We start from the raw sequence: 17,355 nt of genomic DNA, 5'->3' as shown, positions 1-17,355 counted from the left end.
GAGGTGACGCTTGTATGCAGACAGTCACAATTGAATCTGTTTTAGAAAGAGATTCTTATGATTGGCTACAAGCCTTCCAAGATTCAGCGAACGTGCGAACAGTTTACGAGGTGACACCACAACAAATCCGTTTTAGTCGTATCGCAGTTCGTATATTGGGCGTACCGATTGAAGAAGATGATTATTTTAATTCCTTATATACAATGTCCCAAAATCCCAATGTTCATATATTAAGTGAAGAATTAAATAAACATATTGAGCAAAAGGATTTTCAAGCATTGCAAACGATTTTAGAGCAACATCAGCAATCCCCTAAAGGCTTGTCTATAAATCGATTGATTGCCATGATGTATGGTCATCAACTCATTCCTAAGCACGATGATGCTTCAATGAATCGTCATTTACAGCTAGTGACGATGCGTGTAGTGGAACGCTTCCGAGAGCAGCAATCACTCGGTTTACTGGCCAATGATTTCCGACGCTTTTTAATAGATATGGTCAAGTGGCTAAAAAATCATTGGATTCAGTGGACAAAAACGATGAAGCCGACAGATGATTTTCCTAAGGTTGTTTGGTATGGTGAGACAACAATGAGTCAGCGCTATTTTCTTCTATTACTAATGGAGCTGGGCTGTGATGTGTTAATCTTCCATCCATCAGCGATTGATGAGTTTGCAACAGTAGATCCTACTGATGCATTTTCTGTTTCGCACGCCTACGTAAGTCAAACAGCATTACAACCATTTCCTGATAAATTACGAGAGCGTCAAGCAACTGTTGGCTATAGTTCTAGCCAACATTACGAGCATTTAATGCATGACCATCAATCGGGTGTTTATCGACCTTGGCAATTTAAAGATCATATGCCACAATCATTAACATTACGCATGACCTATGATGATATTTTTATTTATGCTAACGAAAAGGCAATGGTTCGTCCGAAATTTGAGGCTCTCCGAGATAAAGTAATTATTCCTGTTATTTTCGCCAAAATTAGCGGTGTTTCTAGTAGACGTGAAGAGTACTGGGCCAATATGCATCAGTTGCTAGCTAGCCCGCAAACTGTTTTTGTACAGGATTTTCCGTATGCTAAAACGAGCAGAGCGAATTTCCATTTTCACTATAAACATTGTTTAGTAAATGGTGAGCTATCTACAGAGCGCATCTTGCAAAGTGATTGGTGGCAATACGGGGAGTTAACACTGGAGTTACAACAAGCCATTGCTCATACGATTAAAACTTCTTGTGAACAGCCATTGCTTAAACGACAACCTAATGAGTCGCCCTATGATTTGCAATTATTTTTATTTAAGCAAATGACGATGATTCCAAAGGAAATATTGCGCCTGTTACAAAGCTTTGACTATGCACAGGAAGTACCAAAGTTGGTGCTCTATCAAGCACCTCAGCAACCGGCATTGACCCGTGAAGATATTGCATTGTTAGCATTTTTAAATCGCTTTGGTGTGGATATTATTTTCTACAATCCAACAGGAAAGCTTGATTTAGAAAAGCATTTACTAGAGGATACGTTTGATGGGCATCGTTTAGAGCATATGGTGTTTGACTTACAATTTGAAGAGCCAAAGCAGCAAAAGTCAAAACCGGATAAAATGATTAAAAAATTGTTTAACCGTTTCTTCTGACTGCTTGGAAAGGAGGAACTTGATGTCAAATAGCGCAATAACTATAGAACGATTGACAGCTGAAACCGCAGATCTTACAAAACATCAGCTGTGTCTAAGTCCAGAAGTTCAGCATATTGCCAATCATATTAATGTGAAAAATAAAATAGAACTAACAGAGCTTGGTAAAGAGCCTGCCATTAAGCTTTCGCGATTCTCCGATCAAATATTAAAAACAATTGCCCATTCAAAAGTAAATGAATCGAATGACTTATTAAAGCAGCTTGAAGCCTTGATGGATCAATTCGATAAAAAAGAAGTGATGGAGCAACAAAGTTTCTTTAGCAAACTGTTTAAACGAGCACCAAGGAATAAAGAAGATTTGTATGCAAAATATAATCGTCTTGGCAGAGATATCGAAAAAATACATTATCAATTTGTTCTAATGGAAGAAGCATTGGCGAATGATAATCGGATGCTTGCTCGTTTATATAACGAAAATTTGACATACTATTTGGAGCTTGAAAAATATATTATAGCAGCAGAAATGAAGCTAGATGAAATCAAGACAACATTAATGCCGATGTATGAAAAACAAAGTGAAGCAGGAAATCAAATCGCTAAAATGGAGCTTACAACGTTACAAGCGATTGCTGAAACACTTGCCCAAAAAATTGATGAGCTTGAGAAATCGCGTATGGTAGCTATTTTAGGGGCAACACAAATGGATATGCTACGCAATGGCAATAGCGCATTAATGGAGCAAATAAACGGAGCTTTTGTCACGACCATTCCTGTATTTAAGATGGGGATTATGAATGCAGTAAATGAAAAACGCCAACAGCTACAAGATAAATCGGCAGCCGCTTTTGAAAAACGTATGAAACAATATGGTGAAACAAACAGCAATGCTGTTGCGCAGAGTATAATGCATGCCCAACAAAATGAGCCGACGCTGACGCTCGAAGAAATGTGGGAGACAATCATTACTGGTATTGCAAGTTACCGTCAACTACGCGCTGAACAAACAACAAAGCGCCAACAAATAGAGCAGCAACTAATGGCTTTAACTACTAAAGCCTCACAATAATTGTGTGAGTGACTGGCACTTAGCAAAAAGCCGCAACCTCCGCTGTCACGCGGATTGTTGCGGCTTTTATTTGCGTTGTTCGGGGAAATTGTGTGAGTGACTGGCACTTAAATTAAATAAATTCTTCTTCGATTTCTAAGTTGATTTCTTCACCATGATGGCTTTGGTATGACACAATGAGCGTATCCAAATGTTCTAAGTTTTCTTCGTAATCTAGAATACGCGATAAAATATAAAGGAGATGATAGCTAGAAAATTCCGTATCTCCTTCTGCGTGTGCATAGGTTATTTGATTGATGAAAATTTCCATTAACTGATTGCGCTGAATGTAGTCGATATGCTTACTCCATTCTGAATGCTCAGGTTTTAATTTCCCTGTATATTTCAGTAACAGTTGCTCATGGTAGGTAAGCAGGAAGTCCAGTCGTTCTTGAATCATTAAATGAAATTGAGTCGGCAGTTGTGCCAATTCATTTTCATGCTTATGCAGCCGTTGTAACAATTCTAAACTTTTTTTAGAAGTTGTAATCATTTGGCGATAGACAACTAATTTCCGTGCTTTAACAAATTTTTTATTTTTAAAGTAATTGCGTTCTTCCTTAAAAAAATCATAGAGTGTGTCCACACGCAGCATACGGTCTTTAAATTTGCTTAAAGCCGTTTTAGTAGACGTATGTTCAGAGGCTTGACGAACAGCTAAACGCGTCCAGCGGATAATGTCATCCTGTAAAAAGTAAATTTTGCGGAAAAGTTTTACTTCGTATTTAGGTGGCAAAAACACAAGGTTGACGACAAATGCTGCTAAAACCCCAACTAAAATGGTAAGAAAGCGGATAAGACCGAAAGTCAGAAAGTCATCGCCTTGAATTTCCATAATAGCTACAACAGATACAAGTGCTAAGGAAAGAGACTTTTCAAGCTTGAACTTTAACATTATACCGATTGCTGTAATGACTGCAATGCCAACAGCCACAACGTGATGGCCGAAAAGTAAACCGAAAATAACTGCAATGGAAGCTCCTATAACGTTGGCTTGAACTTGCTCAACAATCGTTTGATAGGAGCGATAGATTGACGGTTGAATGGCAAAGATTGCTGCGATTCCAGCAAAAACTGGAGACGGTAATTGCAGGAGCTCAGCAACAAATAACGCAAAGACAATAGCTACACCAGTTTTAAATACACGGGCACCTAATTTCATAAAAAAATCGATGTCCTTTCTGTCTAAAATTTTTAACTTGCTTCAGCAGCAGTTCACCACTTCAATAACAGTGGACAATCATGTTTATACACTGGCTTCAGTAAATTTAAACATCTACTCAATCAAGTTAAAGACCCCGCGGATGTCACAGATTTTTACTTGAGCTTTTCGGGATAGACTCAAAAAACTGGACGTATTTACGCCGAGGGTAATGAATGCTTCTTTACATTATAGAAGGAAGTTTCTATAAAATACATAGATTTGTATAACAGGATAAAAAAAAGACGACGCTCAAATGAGTGTCGCCTTTTTTGTTTCTATTAAAGCTGTGAAAATGCATAGTCGACAGCTTCGATTGTTTCACGAATATCTGCTTCTGTATGCTCTGTAGTTAAAAACCATGCTTCATATTTTGATGGAGCAAGGTTAATACCTTGGTTAAGCATTAATTTAAAGAATCGACCGAAAATTTCTCCGTCACTGCTTTCTGCTTGCTCATAGTTTTCAACTTTTACATCTGTAAAGTAAATTGTTAGTGCACCTTTTAGACGATTTAAAGTAATTGTGACACCGTGTTTTTTGGCTGCAGTTAAAATACCATCTTCTAAAATAGCACCAAGACGATCCATTTCATCGTAAATACCTGGAGTTGCTAATACTTCTAGGCATGCTATACCAGCTTGCATCGATGCTGGATTTCCTGCCATTGTCCCTGCTTGATATGCTGGTCCAAGTGGGGCAACGGTATCCATAATTTCTTTGCGACCACCGTATGCACCGATAGGTAAACCACCACCAATGACTTTTCCTAATGCAGTAAGGTCAGGCGTTAATCCAAGTAGTGTTTGTGCGCCACCGTAATGGAAACGGAATGCAGTAATTACCTCGTCATAAATCGTCAGTGCACCTTTTTCTTTAGCTGTAGCGTGCACTAACTCCAAAAATCCAGTGTTTGGTTCCACAATACCGAAGTTACCGACAATGGGCTCTATTAAAATAGCAGCGATTTCATCGCCCCATGCATCCATCGCTTCAGTAAAAGCTTGTGGATTATTAAATGGTACAGTAATCACTTCTTCAGCAGTCGCAGTCGTTACACCTGCTGAGTCTGGTGTGCCTAATGTAGCTGGGCCAGAACCTGCAGCTACTAATACTAAATCAAAGTGACCGTGGTAACAGCCAGCGAATTTCATAATTTTTGTACGGCCAGTATAAGCACGAGCAACACGAATCGTTGTCATGACCGCTTCTGTACCAGAGTTATTAAAACGTACTTTATCCATTGAAGGAATGGCTTCTTTTAGCATTTTTGCGAAAGTTACTTCATATTCAGTTGGTGTCCCAAATAATGTACCGTTTTCAGCAGCATGAGAAATTGCTTTCGCAATATGCGGATGTCCATGCCCTGTAACAATTGGACCGTATGCGGCTAAATAGTCGATATAACGGTTGCCGTCAACATCCCAGAAATAAGCTCCTTTTCCTCGGGCCATTGCAACAGGGGAGCCACCACCTACTGCTTTATAAGAACGAGAAGGGCTGTTCACACCACCAACGATATGCAAAAGCGCTTCTTCGTGTACTGCTTCTGATTTTGAGTGATTCATTAATATTGCCTCCTAAGTCATTATACTTAATCTATTGTAGACCTATCAGTGTAAGAAATCCAAAGAAAATAAGGGATATGACTTGATTTGTGACTTAGAGTAAAATAAGACATGCAAAGGAGGAGTTTAATATGACTTTAGTAGAAGGACAGAAAGCACCGGATTTTTCACTTGTTAATGACAAGGGGGAGCAAGTGCAATTAGCAGATTTCAGAGGCAAATATGTTATTTTGTATTTTTATCCGAAAGATATGACACCAGGTTGTACGACAGAGGCTTGTGATTTCCGTGATAAGCACGATGACTTTAGTCAGTTGAATGCAGTTGTATTAGGTGTGAGCCCTGATGATGCTCAAAAGCATACGAAATTTATCGATAAGCATGGGTTGCCATTTTCTCTTTTAGTGGATGAGGATCACGCTGTGGCTGAGGCTTATGGTGTATGGGTCTTAAAAAAAATGTATGGACGTGAATATATGGGAATTGAACGTTCTACTTTTTTAATTGATACGGAAGGTAAGCTTGTAAAGGTATGGCGCAAAGTGCGTGTAAAAAATCATATTGAAGAAGTTTACGCTTTTTTAGCCAAGCAGGAGGAGCAGTAATGAGAATCTATTTTACGTTTGAGCCAAGACCAGATTTACGTAAACCGTTAGTAGAGGAATTCCCACAATGTGATTTTGTATTTGAAAATGGTTTATCTACGGATGAATTACAAAAAGCAGACGTACTGGTTACATATGGTGAAGATTTAAACGATGCCAATATACAGTATGCTACCAAACTAAAGTGGATTTTTGTTGCTTCGGCAGGTGTAGAGAAAATGCCAGCACAAGCCATTATGGATCGGGATATTTTAGTATCTAATGTGCGAGGGATTCATAAAACACCGATGGCCGAGTCAATACTTGCTCATATTTTAGCCATTAAGCGTGCATTGCCATGGATGTATGAGCAACAAAAGAAAAGTGAATGGTCGAAAAAAGGAAAGCAAACGGAATTACGAGATAGTACAGCACTTATTTTAGGACCGGGTGCCATTGGATCGGAAGTAGGTCGGTTACTACAAGCGTTTGGGGTAACAACAATAGGCTGTAACCGTTCGGGCAATGCAGCACCTTATATGGATGAGATGGTGAATTTCGCTAAGTTAACAGAAGCTTTGCCTAAGGCGGATATCGTACTTTCTGTCTTACCGAAAACACCAGATACTACGCACTTATTGAAGGATGAGCATTTTAATGCAATGAAAAACGATGCCATTTTCATGAATTTTGGTCGTGGAAATTTAGTAGATGAGAAAGTTCTTATTCGTGCTATTGAAGCGGGTGAGATTGGTTATGCCGTATTAGATGTGTTTGAAGAAGAACCACTTAGTGCAAACAATCCTTTATGGTCATACTCCAATGTAATTGTTTCACCACATGTTTCAAGTCATTCTTCACGTTATGTAGAGCGTAGCTTAGCTATTTTTAAGCCAAGTTTGACGAAATGGTTGGATGGAGACACCGCTTTAGAAAATGTTATGGATTTGTCGAGGGGTTATTAAATTGTAATTTAATTTAGATGACGCATAGGCGAATGTTGACAGATGTTAGCTTAATTAGATACACTAATTGTAACAATTATAAATTAATAATACTTATGAAAAGGGGTGCATGACGATGTCTATACCGCATTTACAGGATGCACTTGACACGTTAAAAACAACTGGTGTACGCATTACTCCTCAGCGTCATGCTATTTTAGAATATTTAATTCAATCGATGACACATCCAACTGCCGATGAAATTTATAAAGCACTTGAAGGGAAATTTCCGAATATGAGTGTGGCAACTGTCTACAATAATTTACGAGTTTTCCGGGAAGTAGGATTAGTGAAAGAGTTGACGTATGGGGATGCTTCAAGCCGTTTTGATTTTGTGACCAACGATCACTATCATATGATTTGTGAATGCTGTGGTAAGATTGTCGATTTTCATTACCCAGGTTTAGATGAAATCGAACATTTCGCTTCTCAAGTAACAGATTTTGATGTGCATTCACACCGTCTAGAAATATACGGCACATGTCCAGCTTGTAAAGATGTTGAAGCGAAAGTACAGTAAGTTTTCTTGGAATTTCACATAAATTCATAGATGAGAACGATTAAAAAGCAAGTGGGCAATAGTTCGCTTGCTTTTTTTGTTATGATGGGGCGAATAATTCCGTATGTTAATACACTTTTTATCATTGGAATGAAACTATTGATGTAGAATAAAAGAACAATTAAAAAATAGTGTATTTAGGAAAAACTGTTAGATGTTTAAAAAAGAATAGGAAAAGCGAGTATTTTCAAAATTAAATAAACTGAATATTTACAATATTGATGTTTTGTGATAAAAAATAGTTAAGAAAATAGTAAAAGGAGTTGGTGACATTCAAAAATAAGAACTATATTTTGAAAAGGAGGGAGTTGGAGTTATATGTAGTTAAGAGTATTGACTTCACAAGTATAATACTTAGATGTGCAGTACACTATTTCCACGTGTAAAGTTGCTTTGAGAAAGTACTAAAGCAAGGTTTTTTATGTTGATTGAGATTTTTATATAAAGTTGGGTTCAAAAGTCTAAGTTACTGAAATTTTTAGCACCTCATCCATTTTGAGTTAGGAAAGCTAGTAGGAGGGATATAATGAATGTACATTTAGGGAGTAGTAATTACCTTAGTACATTAAAAAAAGAAGAAAGTTTATCGGATGATTTATTTCTAACAAACAAAAAAAGAAAAGCAACATACGAAATAAAAAAAGAAAATGGTTATGTACGACATATAGTAACGAAGGAAAATGGTGAAAAAGTAATTGTTAGAGAAGTGAAGATTTCTAAACATGAAGAAAAAGAACAGTCTTCTGGTGACGTAAATGCTATGATTACGCAAAAATTAGTAGAGCAAATGATAAAATCATTCGATGACAGGCAGAACCAGCAGCAATTTTTCAAAACTGGTATAGCTGGTCAAAAGGAGAAACAAATTTCTAAATATATAGTAAGCATATAATACCCATTAAAAATCTCAATCCACTATCAATTAAAAAGGAAGATTAATTGAATAGGAGGTTTTTAAATGAAATTTAAAGTATTTCTTTTATCAATGATTACATTAGTGAGTATTTCAGGACTTTCTTTTGGAATGCCGGAAGCCAAGGCTGCTAGTAACGAACGCTCAGTACAAGCAGTAACAAAACTTAATATCAGAGATTATACAGTTAGAGTACCTATTAACAGTAGTAATTACCAATTAACTTATCATGAGCCTGGTATGACTTATGTTACTAGTAATAATTCTATATCTGTAATATCCACTGGTAGGTTAATTACATATTTTTCAACAACAGCGAATGTTTTTGTCTATCGTGATGGTAAGCTAGATCATACGATCACTGTCATTGTTGGTAGAGGATAAAGTATTCCCCATGTTGCTTTCAGTTAGAACAAATAAAAAATCCTAGCTCTTCAATGAGGACTAGGATTTTTTTGCTTTGTTATTATAAGATTGGTCGAACTCTTTTCCTTCAAGTGTAGGATCAAGAGTTAACGGTTCATTGCAGTACATGCACATATCAACTCGACCTAAAACTTTCGTATGCTTATGACAATTTGGGCATTCTACTTGAACGGCTCTTGTAGAGAGAAGGCCAATCCAAGCATAGACAACTGTACTACCAATAATACATAGTAAACCAAGTGTCATGAAGATTAAGACAAGGATGGGATTGTTTTTAAAGAATATCCCCCCATACATAACAACAAAGCCGATAAAAATAAGTGCTAATGCGAATGAACGGATTTTATTAATTTTACTTTTGTAAGGTTTCATACAATATCTTGCCTCCCAATCTAAAATCTACTATAACATATAAGAACGAAGTATTTTAGCTTTGAGTAGGAGTCAAAGAAGGAATAGTTTTAGAGTATGTCGAAATTTTAACGAAATAAAGGTCTTACAATAAATAGAGGAGGGCTGAACATGGAGCAAGTATTGCGTCCTATATATCAAGAACGCGCGAGTCAGTCTAATACATTAGGTGTTATTTTAATGGAGAAACGTGAAGAGCAAAGTAATGTTACTGACACATTTGATACGGTATTACTAATTATCGTGAAAGAAGCGGATCAGCCTGTTTATACAAAGCACTACCTATATGAGGGAAATAAGGTAGCCTTACATACTGTTACAGAAAAATTGTTACGGAAGTGGTTACTAATCGGCTCTAATAAGAAAGTCGTTGATTGGATTTTCTTTGGGAGAGTGTTGTTTGATCGCAATGAGTTCCTTCATAAACTAAAAATTGAACTGCAAGAGTTTCCGTTTAGTGGTCGGAAAATTAAAACGGGTATTCAATTCTCAAAGTTAATTCGTCGTTACTTAGAAGGAAAAGAATATTTTGATAAGGGTAGTTACCTAGATGCATACAATCATGTAGTAGATTCCTTGCATCATTTAGGGCGATTGTCCATTATAGATAGTGGGTTGTATCCAGAAGTTACGGTGTGGGCACAAGTGAAAAAAATTGAACCAGCCATTTACAAGCTTTACGAAGAACTTGTTATGAGTAGTGAACCAATTGAAAAGCGTTTAGAGCTTCTATTTTTAGCAAGTGAGTTTTTGATTCATTCACGTACACATGACGGAGCGCAACATATATTAGAAGTAATGCAAACAAAAGAGTCATGGACTATACAGGAATTACATGATCACCAAGAGCTTGTAAACTATTCCGTAGACTTAGAAGTATTCGTAGAATATTTAGTGGGGAAAGGCTACATTCTAATTGACCCTGTCGTTGCAAAAAGTGAAATGATATTTCATCGACATTATAAGGTGAATAAAGAGTCTATAGAATTTGAATAAACCTTGTAGTATGCTAGTAATCGAGGTATAAAAATGTACCTCGATATTTTTTTAAAAAAAGTGTTGACGTTTAATATAATGATATTGTATTATATTAATTGTCGCTAAGACGTAACAGAAACACTCGAAAAAATCAGTGAAAAAAAACTTTTAAAAAGTTGTTGACACAAATTGAGTGAGATGTTAATATAAAGAAGTCGCTGAAAAACGACGAAACAAAATGAACCTTGAAAACTGAACAAGCAAAACGTAATCAATATAGTTTTTATTAGCTAACTTCGTTAGTGAACGAAACAAAATTTTGGACATCAAAATTGATGCCAGCAAAACAATTTGAGCTAATCAAATTTCTTTTATGGAGAGTTTGATCCTGGCTCAGGACGAACGCTGGCGGCGTGCCTAATACATGCAAGTCGAGCGAACAGAGAAGGAGCTTGCTCCTTTGACGTTAGCGGCGGACGGGTGAGTAACACGTGGGCAACCTACCCTATAGTTTGGGATAACTCCGGGAAACCGGGGCTAATACCGAATAATCTATTGTCCCTCATGGGACAATACTGAAAGACGGTTTCGGCTGTCGCTATAGGATGGGCCCGCGGCGCATTAGCTAGTTGGTGAGGTAACGGCTCACCAAGGCAACGATGCGTAGCCGACCTGAGAGGGTGATCGGCCACACTGGGACTGAGACACGGCCCAGACTCCTACGGGAGGCAGCAGTAGGGAATCTTCCACAATGGGCGAAAGCCTGATGGAGCAACGCCGCGTGAGTGAAGAAGGATTTCGGTTCGTAAAACTCTGTTGTAAGGGAAGAACAAGTACAGTAGTAACTGGCTGTACCTTGACGGTACCTTATTAGAAAGCCACGGCTAACTACGTGCCAGCAGCCGCGGTAATACGTAGGTGGCAAGCGTTGTCCGGAATTATTGGGCGTAAAGCGCGCGCAGGTGGTTTCTTAAGTCTGATGTGAAAGCCCACGGCTCAACCGTGGAGGGTCATTGGAAACTGGGAGACTTGAGTGCAGAAGAGGATAGTGGAATTCCAAGTGTAGCGGTGAAATGCGTAGAGATTTGGAGGAACACCAGTGGCGAAGGCGACTATCTGGTCTGTAACTGACACTGAGGCGCGAAAGCGTGGGGAGCAAACAGGATTAGATACCCTGGTAGTCCACGCCGTAAACGATGAGTGCTAAGTGTTAGGGGGTTTCCGCCCCTTAGTGCTGCAGCTAACGCATTAAGCACTCCGCCTGGGGAGTACGGTCGCAAGACTGAAACTCAAAGGAATTGACGGGGGCCCGCACAAGCGGTGGAGCATGTGGTTTAATTCGAAGCAACGCGAAGAACCTTACCAGGTCTTGACATCCCGTTGACCACTGTAGAGATATGGTTTTCCCTTCGGGGACAACGGTGACAGGTGGTGCATGGTTGTCGTCAGCTCGTGTCGTGAGATGTTGGGTTAAGTCCCGCAACGAGCGCAACCCTTGATCTTAGTTGCCATCATTTAGTTGGGCACTCTAAGGTGACTGCCGGTGACAAACCGGAGGAAGGTGGGGATGACGTCAAATCATCATGCCCCTTATGACCTGGGCTACACACGTGCTACAATGGACGATACAAACGGTTGCCAACTCGCGAGAGGGAGCTAATCCGATAAAGTCGTTCTCAGTTCGGATTGTAGGCTGCAACTCGCCTACATGAAGCCGGAATCGCTAGTAATCGCGGATCAGCATGCCGCGGTGAATACGTTCCCGGGCCTTGTACACACCGCCCGTCACACCACGAGAGTTTGTAACACCCGAAGTCGGTGAGGTAACCTTTTGGAGCCAGCCGCCGAAGGTGGGATAGATGATTGGGGTGAAGTCGTAACAAGGTAGCCGTATCGGAAGGTGCGGCTGGATCACCTCCTTTCTAAGGATATTTTCGGAATACAAACCTTGGGTTTGTAAGATTACGTTTTGCGTTCAGTTTTGAAGGTTCATCATTACGATGAAATACTTCAAAACTGTGCTCCTGTCGCTACGCTTTCGTCGCAAATTTGCGAAGAAGTAGAAACAGGTAGTGAATTTGTTCTTTGAAAACTGGATAAAACGACATTGAAATTGTAACAAACACATTTATTTTTTTAAGTTTTTTATAGGCTTAATAACGAAATAGGGTTTCAAGACACAAGCAGTTCTAGGAAGCGAACGAGTGAATGAAGGAGCGTACTTACGTACGTGACTGATTGAACGAGAGAAGCTGACAACGAAATGCGCAGTGGATTGGAAGCCGATAGGTTAAGTTATTAAGGGCGCACGGCGAATGCCTTGGCACTAGGAGCCGAAGAAGGACGGCACTAACACCGATATGCTTCGGGGAGCTGTAAGTGAGCTTTGATCCGGAGATTTCCGAATGGGGGAACCCACTACGTTTAATCGCGTAGTATCTTGACGTGAATACATAGCGTCTTGAAGGCAGACCCAGGGAACTGAAACATCTAAGTACCTGGAGGAAGAGAAAGAAAAATCGATTCCCTGAGTAGCGGCGAGCGAAACGGGAAGAGCCCAAACCAAGAGGCTTGCCTCTTGGGGTTGTAGGACACTCTATACGGAGTTACAAAGGAATGAGTTAGATGAAGCGACTTGGAAAGGTCCGCCAGAGCAGGTAAAAGCCCTGTAGTCGAAAGTTCGTTCCCTCCAGAGTGGATCCTGAGTACGGCGGAACACGTGAAATTCCGTCGGAATCCGGGAGGACCATCTCCCAAGGCTAAATACTACCTAGTGACCGATAGTGAACCAGTACCGTGAGGGAAAGGTGAAAAGCACCCCGGAAGGGGAGTGAAAGAGATCCTGAAACCGTGTGCCTACAAGTAGTTAGAGCCCGTTAATGGGTGATAGCGTGCCTTTTGTAGAATGAACCGGCGAGTTACGATTACGTGCGAGGTTAAGCTTTAGAAGGCGGAGCCGCAGCGAAAGCGAGTCTGAATAGGGCGAATTAGTACGTGGTCGTAGACCCGAAACCAGGTGATCTACCCATGTCCAGGGTGAAGGTGAGGTAACACTTACTGGAGGCCCGAACCCACGCACGTTGAAAAGTGCGGGGATGAGGTGTGGGTAGCGGAGAAATTCCAATCGAACTTGGAGATAGCTGGTTCTCTCCGAAATAGCTTTAGGGCTAGCCTCGTGATGAGAATACTGGAGGTAGAGCACTGTTTGGACTAGGGGGCCATCCCGGTTTACCGAATTCAGACAAACTCCGAATGCCAGATATTTATACACGGGAGTCAGACTGCGAGTGATAAGATCCGTAGTCAAAAGGGAAACAGCCCAGACCACCAGCTAAGGTCCCAAAGTAATCGTTAAGTGGAAAAGGATGTGGCGTTGCACAGACAACCAGGATGTTGGCTTAGAAGCAGCCATCATTTAAAGAGTGCGTAATAGCTCACTGGTCGAGTGACGCTGCGCCGAAAATGTATCGGGGCTAAACGATTCACCGAAGCTGTGGATTGACATCTACGATGTCAGTGGTAGGAGAGCGTTCTAAGTGCGTTGAAGTCAGACCGGAAGGACTGGTGGAGCGCTTAGAAGTGAGAATGCCGGTATGAGTAGCGAAAGACGGGTGAGAATCCCGTCCACCGTATGACTAAGGTTTCCTGAGGAAGGCTCGTCCGCTCAGGGTTAGTCGGGACCTAAGCCGAGGCCGATAGGCGTAGGCGATGGACAACAGGTTGATATTCCTGTACCACCTCCTCACCGTTTGAGAAATGGGGGGACGCAGTAGGATAGGGTAAGCGCGCCGTTGGTTGTGCGCGTCCAAGCAGTAAGGCGTGTGTGTAGGCAAATCCGCACACTGTAACGTTGAGCTGTGATGGCGAGTCCGTATGGACGAAGTTCCTGATTTCACACTGCCAAGAAAAGCCTCTATCGAGGTGAGAGGTGCCCGTACCGCAAACCGACACAGGTAGTCGAGGAGAGAATCCTAAGGTGTGCGAGAGAACTCTCGTTAAGGAACTCGGCAAAATGACCCCGTAACTTCGGGAGAAGGGGTGCTCTTGAGCGTGCAAGCGCATGAGAGCCGCAGTGAATAGGCCCAGGCGACTGTTTAGCAAAAACACAGGTCTCTGCAAAACCGTAAGGTGACGTATAGGGGCTGACGCCTGCCCGGTGCTGGAAGGTTAAGAGGAGTGGTTAGCGCAAGCGAAGCTGCGAATTGAAGCCCCAGTAAACGGCGGCCGTAACTATAACGGTCCTAAGGTAGCGAAATTCCTTGTCGGGTAAGTTCCGACCCGCACGAAAGGCGTAACGATCTGGGCACTGTCTCAACGAGAGACTCGGTGAAATTATAGTACCTGTGAAGATGCAGGTTACCCGCGACAGGACGGAAAGACCCCGTGGAGCTTTACTGTAGCCTGATATTGAATTTTGGTACAACTTGTACAGGATAGGTAGGAGCCAGAGATCTCGGAGCGCCAGCTTCGAAGGAGGCGTCGGTGGGATACTACCCTGGTTGTATTGAAATTCTAACCCATGCCCCTTAGCGGGGCAGGAGACAGTGTCAGGCGGACAGTTTGACTGGGGCGGTCGCCTCCTAAAAGGTAACGGAGGCGCCCAAAGGTTCCCTCAGAATGGTTGGAAATCATTCGTAGAGTGTAAAGGCACAAGGGAGCTTGACTGCGAGACCTACAAGTCGAGCAGGGTCGAAAGACGGGCTTAGTGATCCGGTGGTTCCGCATGGAAGGGCCATCGCTCAACGGATAAAAGCTACCCCGGGGATAACAGGCTTATCTCCCCCAAGAGTCCACATCGACGGGGAGGTTTGGCACCTCGATGTCGGCTCATCGCATCCTGGGGCTGTAGTCGGTCCCAAGGGTTGGGCTGTTCGCCCATTAAAGCGGTACGCGAGCTGGGTTCAGAACGTCGTGAGACAGTTCGGTCCCTATCCGTCGTGGGCGTAGGAAATTTGAGAGGAGCTGTCCTTAGTACGAGAGGACCGGGATGGACACACCGCTGGTGTACCAGTTGTCTTGCCAAAGGCATCGCTGGGTAGCTATGTGTGGACGGGATAAGTGCTGAAAGCATCTAAGCATGAAGCCCCCCTCAAGATGAGATTTCCCATTACGCAAGTAAGTAAGATCCCTCAAAGACGATGAGGTAGATAGGTTCGAGGTGGAAGTGTGGTGACACATGGAGCTGACGAATACTAATCGATCGAGGACTTAACCAAAAAAGTTTGAAACATTCAATGAACCGTTTATCCAGTTTTGAAAGAATAAAAAAGTATTTCTTAAATACTTGTAATTATAATGATATATGTTATAATAGGTAATGTCTTTCAAATAGTCTAGTGATGATGGCAAAGAGGTCACACCCGTTCCCATACCGAACACGGAAGTTAAGCTCTTTAGCGCCGATGGTAGTTGGGGGCTTCCCCCTGTGAGAGTAGGACGTCGCTAGGCTATACATACTAAAATTATTCCGAAGTAGCTCAGTTGGTAGTAGCACCTGACTGTTAATCAGGTTGTCGCAGGTTCGAGTCCTGCCTTCGGAGCCATTCTTGGAGAGTTGTCCGAGTGGCCGAAGGAGCACGATTGGAAATCGTGTAGGCGGTTAACACTGTCTCAAGGGTTCAAATCCCTTACTCTCCGCCAGCACTTTAGGATTTCAATCATAAAGGCCCCTTGGTCAAGCGGTTAAGACACCGCCCTTTCACGGCGGTAACACGGGTTCGAATCCCGTAGGGGTCACCATTTATAACGAATACCCAGATGGAGGATTAGCTCAGCTGGGAGAGCATCTGCCTTACAAGCAGAGGGTCGGCGGTTCGAGCCCGTCATCCTCCACCATTTTTAAATAATTTAAATAATTTAAATAGTATTATCGCGGGGTGGAGCAGTGGTAGCTCGTCGGGCTCATAACCCGAAGGTCACAGGTTCAAATCCTGTCTCCGCAACCAAAAATGGTCCCGTGGTGTAGCGGTTAACATGCCTGCCTGTCACGCAGGAGATCGCCGGTTCGATCCCGGTCGGGACCGCCATTTTTAAAATAATAACATGGGTCAGTAGCTCAGTTGGTAGAGCATTAGATTGAAGCTCTAAGTGTCGGCGGTTCGATTCCGTCCTGACCCATCATGTTTTTTGCCGGTTTAGCTCAGCAGGTAGAGCAACTGACTTGTAATCAGTAGGTCGTGGGTTCGATTCCTATAGCCGGCACCATGTTTTCCCGGAGGGGTAGCGAAGTGGCTAAACGCGGCGGACTGTAAATCCGCTCCTTAGGGTTCGGCGGTTCGAATCCGTCCCCCTCCACCAGTTTTTTTATAGGGGCATAGTTCAACGGTAGAATAGAGGTCTCCAAAACCTTTGGTGTGGGTTCGATTCCTACTGCCCCTGCCAATTAATTTTATGGCGATTGTGGCGAAGTGGTTAACGCACCGGATTGTGGTTCCGGCATTCGTGGGTTCGATTCCCATCAGTCGCCCCATTTACTATAAAATTAAAATATAACTATAAAGCAATGGCGATTGTGGCGAAGTGGTTAACGCACCGGATTGTGGTTCCGGCATTCGTGGGTTCGATTCCCATCAGTCGCCCCATTGTTGGGGTATAGCCAAGCGGTAAGGCAACGGATTTTGATTCCGTCATGCCTAGGTTCGAATCCTAGTACCCCAGCCATTTATGCGGAAGTAGTTCAGTGGTAGAACACCACCTTGCCAAGGTGGGGGTCGCGAGTTCGAACCTCGTCTTCCGCTCCAATAATATGGCGGCATAGCCAAGTGGTAAGGCACAGGTCTGCAACACCTTTATCACCGGTTCAAATCCGGTTGCCGCCTCCATATTTTTTTCTTAATCGGATAATCCGATTTTTTTTATCTCTAAAGTATTATGCCGGTGTGGCGGAATTGGCAGACGCGCACGACTCAAAATCGTGTTCCTTTGGAGTGTCGGTTCGACCCCGACCACCGGTATCAG

Annotated in this window: 11 protein-coding genes, 16 tRNA genes and 3 rRNA genes; 27 read left to right on the top strand and 3 right to left on the bottom strand. The window is 42.1% G+C overall.

Going from position 1 to position 17,355, the window contains the following annotated elements; all coding sequences use genetic code 11:
* Positions 1–14: 14 nt before the first annotated feature.
* Positions 15–1,646, top strand: a complete 1,632-nt coding sequence (locus T479_RS19395; protein ID WP_025220596.1) for a YceG family protein — start codon at positions 15–17, stop codon at positions 1,644–1,646.
* A 22-nt stretch (positions 1,647–1,668) separates the two neighbouring features.
* Positions 1,669–2,715: a toxic anion resistance protein gene (locus tag T479_RS19390; protein ID WP_025220595.1), complete on the top strand. Its 1,047-nt coding sequence runs from the start codon at positions 1,669–1,671 to the stop codon at positions 2,713–2,715.
* Between the two features lie 112 nt (positions 2,716–2,827).
* Here T479_RS19390 and T479_RS19385 read toward each other — a convergent pair whose 3' ends face one another.
* Positions 2,828–3,916, bottom strand: coding sequence for an FUSC family protein (locus T479_RS19385; protein ID WP_025220594.1), 1,089 nt, complete (start codon positions 3,914–3,916; stop codon positions 2,828–2,830).
* 320 nt (positions 3,917–4,236) lie between these two features.
* Positions 4,237–5,523, bottom strand: coding sequence for a glutamate-1-semialdehyde 2,1-aminomutase (locus T479_RS19380; protein ID WP_024364567.1), 1,287 nt, complete (start codon positions 5,521–5,523; stop codon positions 4,237–4,239).
* Positions 5,524–5,654: 131 nt separating this feature from the next.
* On the opposite strand from T479_RS19380, the gene bcp reads away from it, so the two are divergent.
* From bcp to T479_RS19355, 5 genes are all read left to right on the top strand, one after another.
* Positions 5,655–6,128, top strand: coding sequence for a thioredoxin-dependent thiol peroxidase (gene bcp, locus T479_RS19375; RefSeq protein WP_024364568.1), 474 nt, complete (start codon positions 5,655–5,657; stop codon positions 6,126–6,128).
* Positions 6,128–7,072: a D-2-hydroxyacid dehydrogenase gene (locus tag T479_RS19370; RefSeq protein ID WP_024364569.1), complete on the top strand. Its 945-nt coding sequence runs from the start codon at positions 6,128–6,130 to the stop codon at positions 7,070–7,072. Before bcp ends, T479_RS19370 begins: the two co-directional genes overlap by 1 nt.
* Before the next feature lie 115 nt (positions 7,073–7,187).
* Complete coding sequence (gene perR / locus T479_RS19365) at positions 7,188–7,631, top strand: peroxide-responsive transcriptional repressor PerR (protein WP_024364570.1); 444 nt, start codon at positions 7,188–7,190, stop codon at positions 7,629–7,631.
* Positions 7,632–8,196: 565 nt separating this feature from the next.
* Entirely contained in the window at positions 8,197–8,562 is a 366-nt protein-coding gene (locus T479_RS19360; protein WP_025220593.1) for a hypothetical protein, read from the top strand.
* A 66-nt stretch (positions 8,563–8,628) separates the two neighbouring features.
* Complete coding sequence (locus T479_RS19355; protein WP_025220592.1) at positions 8,629–8,967, top strand: hypothetical protein; 339 nt, start codon at positions 8,629–8,631, stop codon at positions 8,965–8,967.
* A gap of 60 nt (positions 8,968–9,027) precedes the next feature.
* Here T479_RS19355 and T479_RS19350 read toward each other — a convergent pair whose 3' ends face one another.
* On the bottom strand, positions 9,028–9,381 hold the full coding sequence (locus tag T479_RS19350) for a YgzB family protein (RefSeq protein ID WP_024364572.1): 354 nt from the start codon (positions 9,379–9,381) through the stop codon (positions 9,028–9,030).
* Positions 9,382–9,531: 150 nt separating this feature from the next.
* Between T479_RS19350 and T479_RS19345 the strand changes: the two genes are divergently transcribed.
* The 20 genes from T479_RS19345 (at position 9,532) to T479_RS19250 (ending at position 17,351) form a co-directional block, all read left to right on the top strand.
* Entirely contained in the window at positions 9,532–10,416 is an 885-nt protein-coding gene (locus tag T479_RS19345) for a nucleotidyltransferase-like protein (RefSeq protein WP_024364573.1), read from the top strand.
* Positions 10,417–10,768: 352 nt separating this feature from the next.
* Positions 10,769–12,320: ribosomal RNA gene (locus T479_RS19340) — 16S ribosomal RNA — on the top strand.
* A gap of 366 nt (positions 12,321–12,686) precedes the next feature.
* Positions 12,687–15,614: ribosomal RNA gene (locus T479_RS19335) — 23S ribosomal RNA — on the top strand.
* A 116-nt stretch (positions 15,615–15,730) separates the two neighbouring features.
* A 5S ribosomal RNA gene (gene rrf, locus T479_RS19330) occupies positions 15,731–15,846 on the top strand.
* The 16S, 23S and 5S rRNA genes sit together here with 16 tRNA genes alongside, the layout of an rRNA operon.
* An 18-nt stretch (positions 15,847–15,864) precedes the next feature.
* A tRNA-Asn gene (locus T479_RS19325) sits at positions 15,865–15,941 on the top strand.
* 5 nt (positions 15,942–15,946) lie between these two features.
* A tRNA-Ser gene (locus T479_RS19320) sits at positions 15,947–16,038 on the top strand.
* A 24-nt stretch (positions 16,039–16,062) separates the two neighbouring features.
* Positions 16,063–16,137 (top strand) — tRNA-Glu (locus T479_RS19315).
* A gap of 20 nt (positions 16,138–16,157) precedes the next feature.
* A tRNA-Val gene (locus tag T479_RS19310) sits at positions 16,158–16,233 on the top strand.
* Positions 16,234–16,268: 35 nt separating this feature from the next.
* A tRNA-Met gene (locus tag T479_RS19305) sits at positions 16,269–16,343 on the top strand.
* A gap of 5 nt (positions 16,344–16,348) precedes the next feature.
* Positions 16,349–16,424, top strand: a tRNA-Asp gene (locus T479_RS19300).
* Between the two features lie 18 nt (positions 16,425–16,442).
* Positions 16,443–16,515: transfer RNA gene (locus T479_RS19295), tRNA-Phe, on the top strand.
* A gap of 11 nt (positions 16,516–16,526) precedes the next feature.
* A tRNA-Thr gene (locus T479_RS19290) sits at positions 16,527–16,602 on the top strand.
* 9 nt (positions 16,603–16,611) lie between these two features.
* A tRNA-Tyr gene (locus tag T479_RS19285) sits at positions 16,612–16,695 on the top strand.
* Positions 16,696–16,705: 10 nt separating this feature from the next.
* Positions 16,706–16,779: transfer RNA gene (locus T479_RS19280), tRNA-Trp, on the top strand.
* A 12-nt stretch (positions 16,780–16,791) separates the two neighbouring features.
* Positions 16,792–16,867, top strand: a tRNA-His gene (locus tag T479_RS19275).
* Positions 16,868–16,903: 36 nt separating this feature from the next.
* Positions 16,904–16,979, top strand: a tRNA-His gene (locus T479_RS19270).
* A gap of 4 nt (positions 16,980–16,983) precedes the next feature.
* Positions 16,984–17,058, top strand: a tRNA-Gln gene (locus T479_RS19265).
* A gap of 5 nt (positions 17,059–17,063) precedes the next feature.
* Positions 17,064–17,138: transfer RNA gene (locus T479_RS19260), tRNA-Gly, on the top strand.
* A gap of 7 nt (positions 17,139–17,145) precedes the next feature.
* Positions 17,146–17,219, top strand: a tRNA-Cys gene (locus tag T479_RS19255).
* A 51-nt stretch (positions 17,220–17,270) separates the two neighbouring features.
* Positions 17,271–17,351 (top strand) — tRNA-Leu (locus T479_RS19250).
* Positions 17,352–17,355: the final 4 nt, after the last annotated feature.

It is taken from the genome of Lysinibacillus sphaericus (assembly GCF_000600105.1).
GTDB lineage: Bacteria > Bacillota > Bacilli > Bacillales_A > Planococcaceae > Lysinibacillus > Lysinibacillus sphaericus.
The sequence above is the reverse complement of the archived record's forward strand: the minus strand, read 5'-3'. Positions and strand labels throughout refer to the sequence as shown.

Coding starts and splice junctions, on each gene's coding strand:
- T479_RS19360 (WP_025220593.1), top strand. CDS start 8,197: ATGAATGTACATTTAGGGAGTAGTAATTACCTTAGTACATTAAAAAAA.
- T479_RS19355 (WP_025220592.1), top strand. CDS start 8,629: ATGAAATTTAAAGTATTTCTTTTATCAATGATTACATTAGTGAGTATT.
- bcp (WP_024364568.1), top strand. CDS start 5,655: ATGACTTTAGTAGAAGGACAGAAAGCACCGGATTTTTCACTTGTTAAT.
- T479_RS19385 (WP_025220594.1), bottom strand. CDS start 3,916: ATGAAATTAGGTGCCCGTGTATTTAAAACTGGTGTAGCTATTGTCTTT.
- T479_RS19370 (WP_024364569.1), top strand. CDS start 6,128: ATGAGAATCTATTTTACGTTTGAGCCAAGACCAGATTTACGTAAACCG.
- perR (WP_024364570.1), top strand. CDS start 7,188: ATGTCTATACCGCATTTACAGGATGCACTTGACACGTTAAAAACAACT.
- T479_RS19350 (WP_024364572.1), bottom strand. CDS start 9,381: ATGAAACCTTACAAAAGTAAAATTAATAAAATCCGTTCATTCGCATTA.
- T479_RS19390 (WP_025220595.1), top strand. CDS start 1,669: ATGTCAAATAGCGCAATAACTATAGAACGATTGACAGCTGAAACCGCA.
- T479_RS19395 (WP_025220596.1), top strand. CDS start 15: ATGCAGACAGTCACAATTGAATCTGTTTTAGAAAGAGATTCTTATGAT.
- T479_RS19380 (WP_024364567.1), bottom strand. CDS start 5,523: ATGAATCACTCAAAATCAGAAGCAGTACACGAAGAAGCGCTTTTGCAT.
- T479_RS19345 (WP_024364573.1), top strand. CDS start 9,532: ATGGAGCAAGTATTGCGTCCTATATATCAAGAACGCGCGAGTCAGTCT.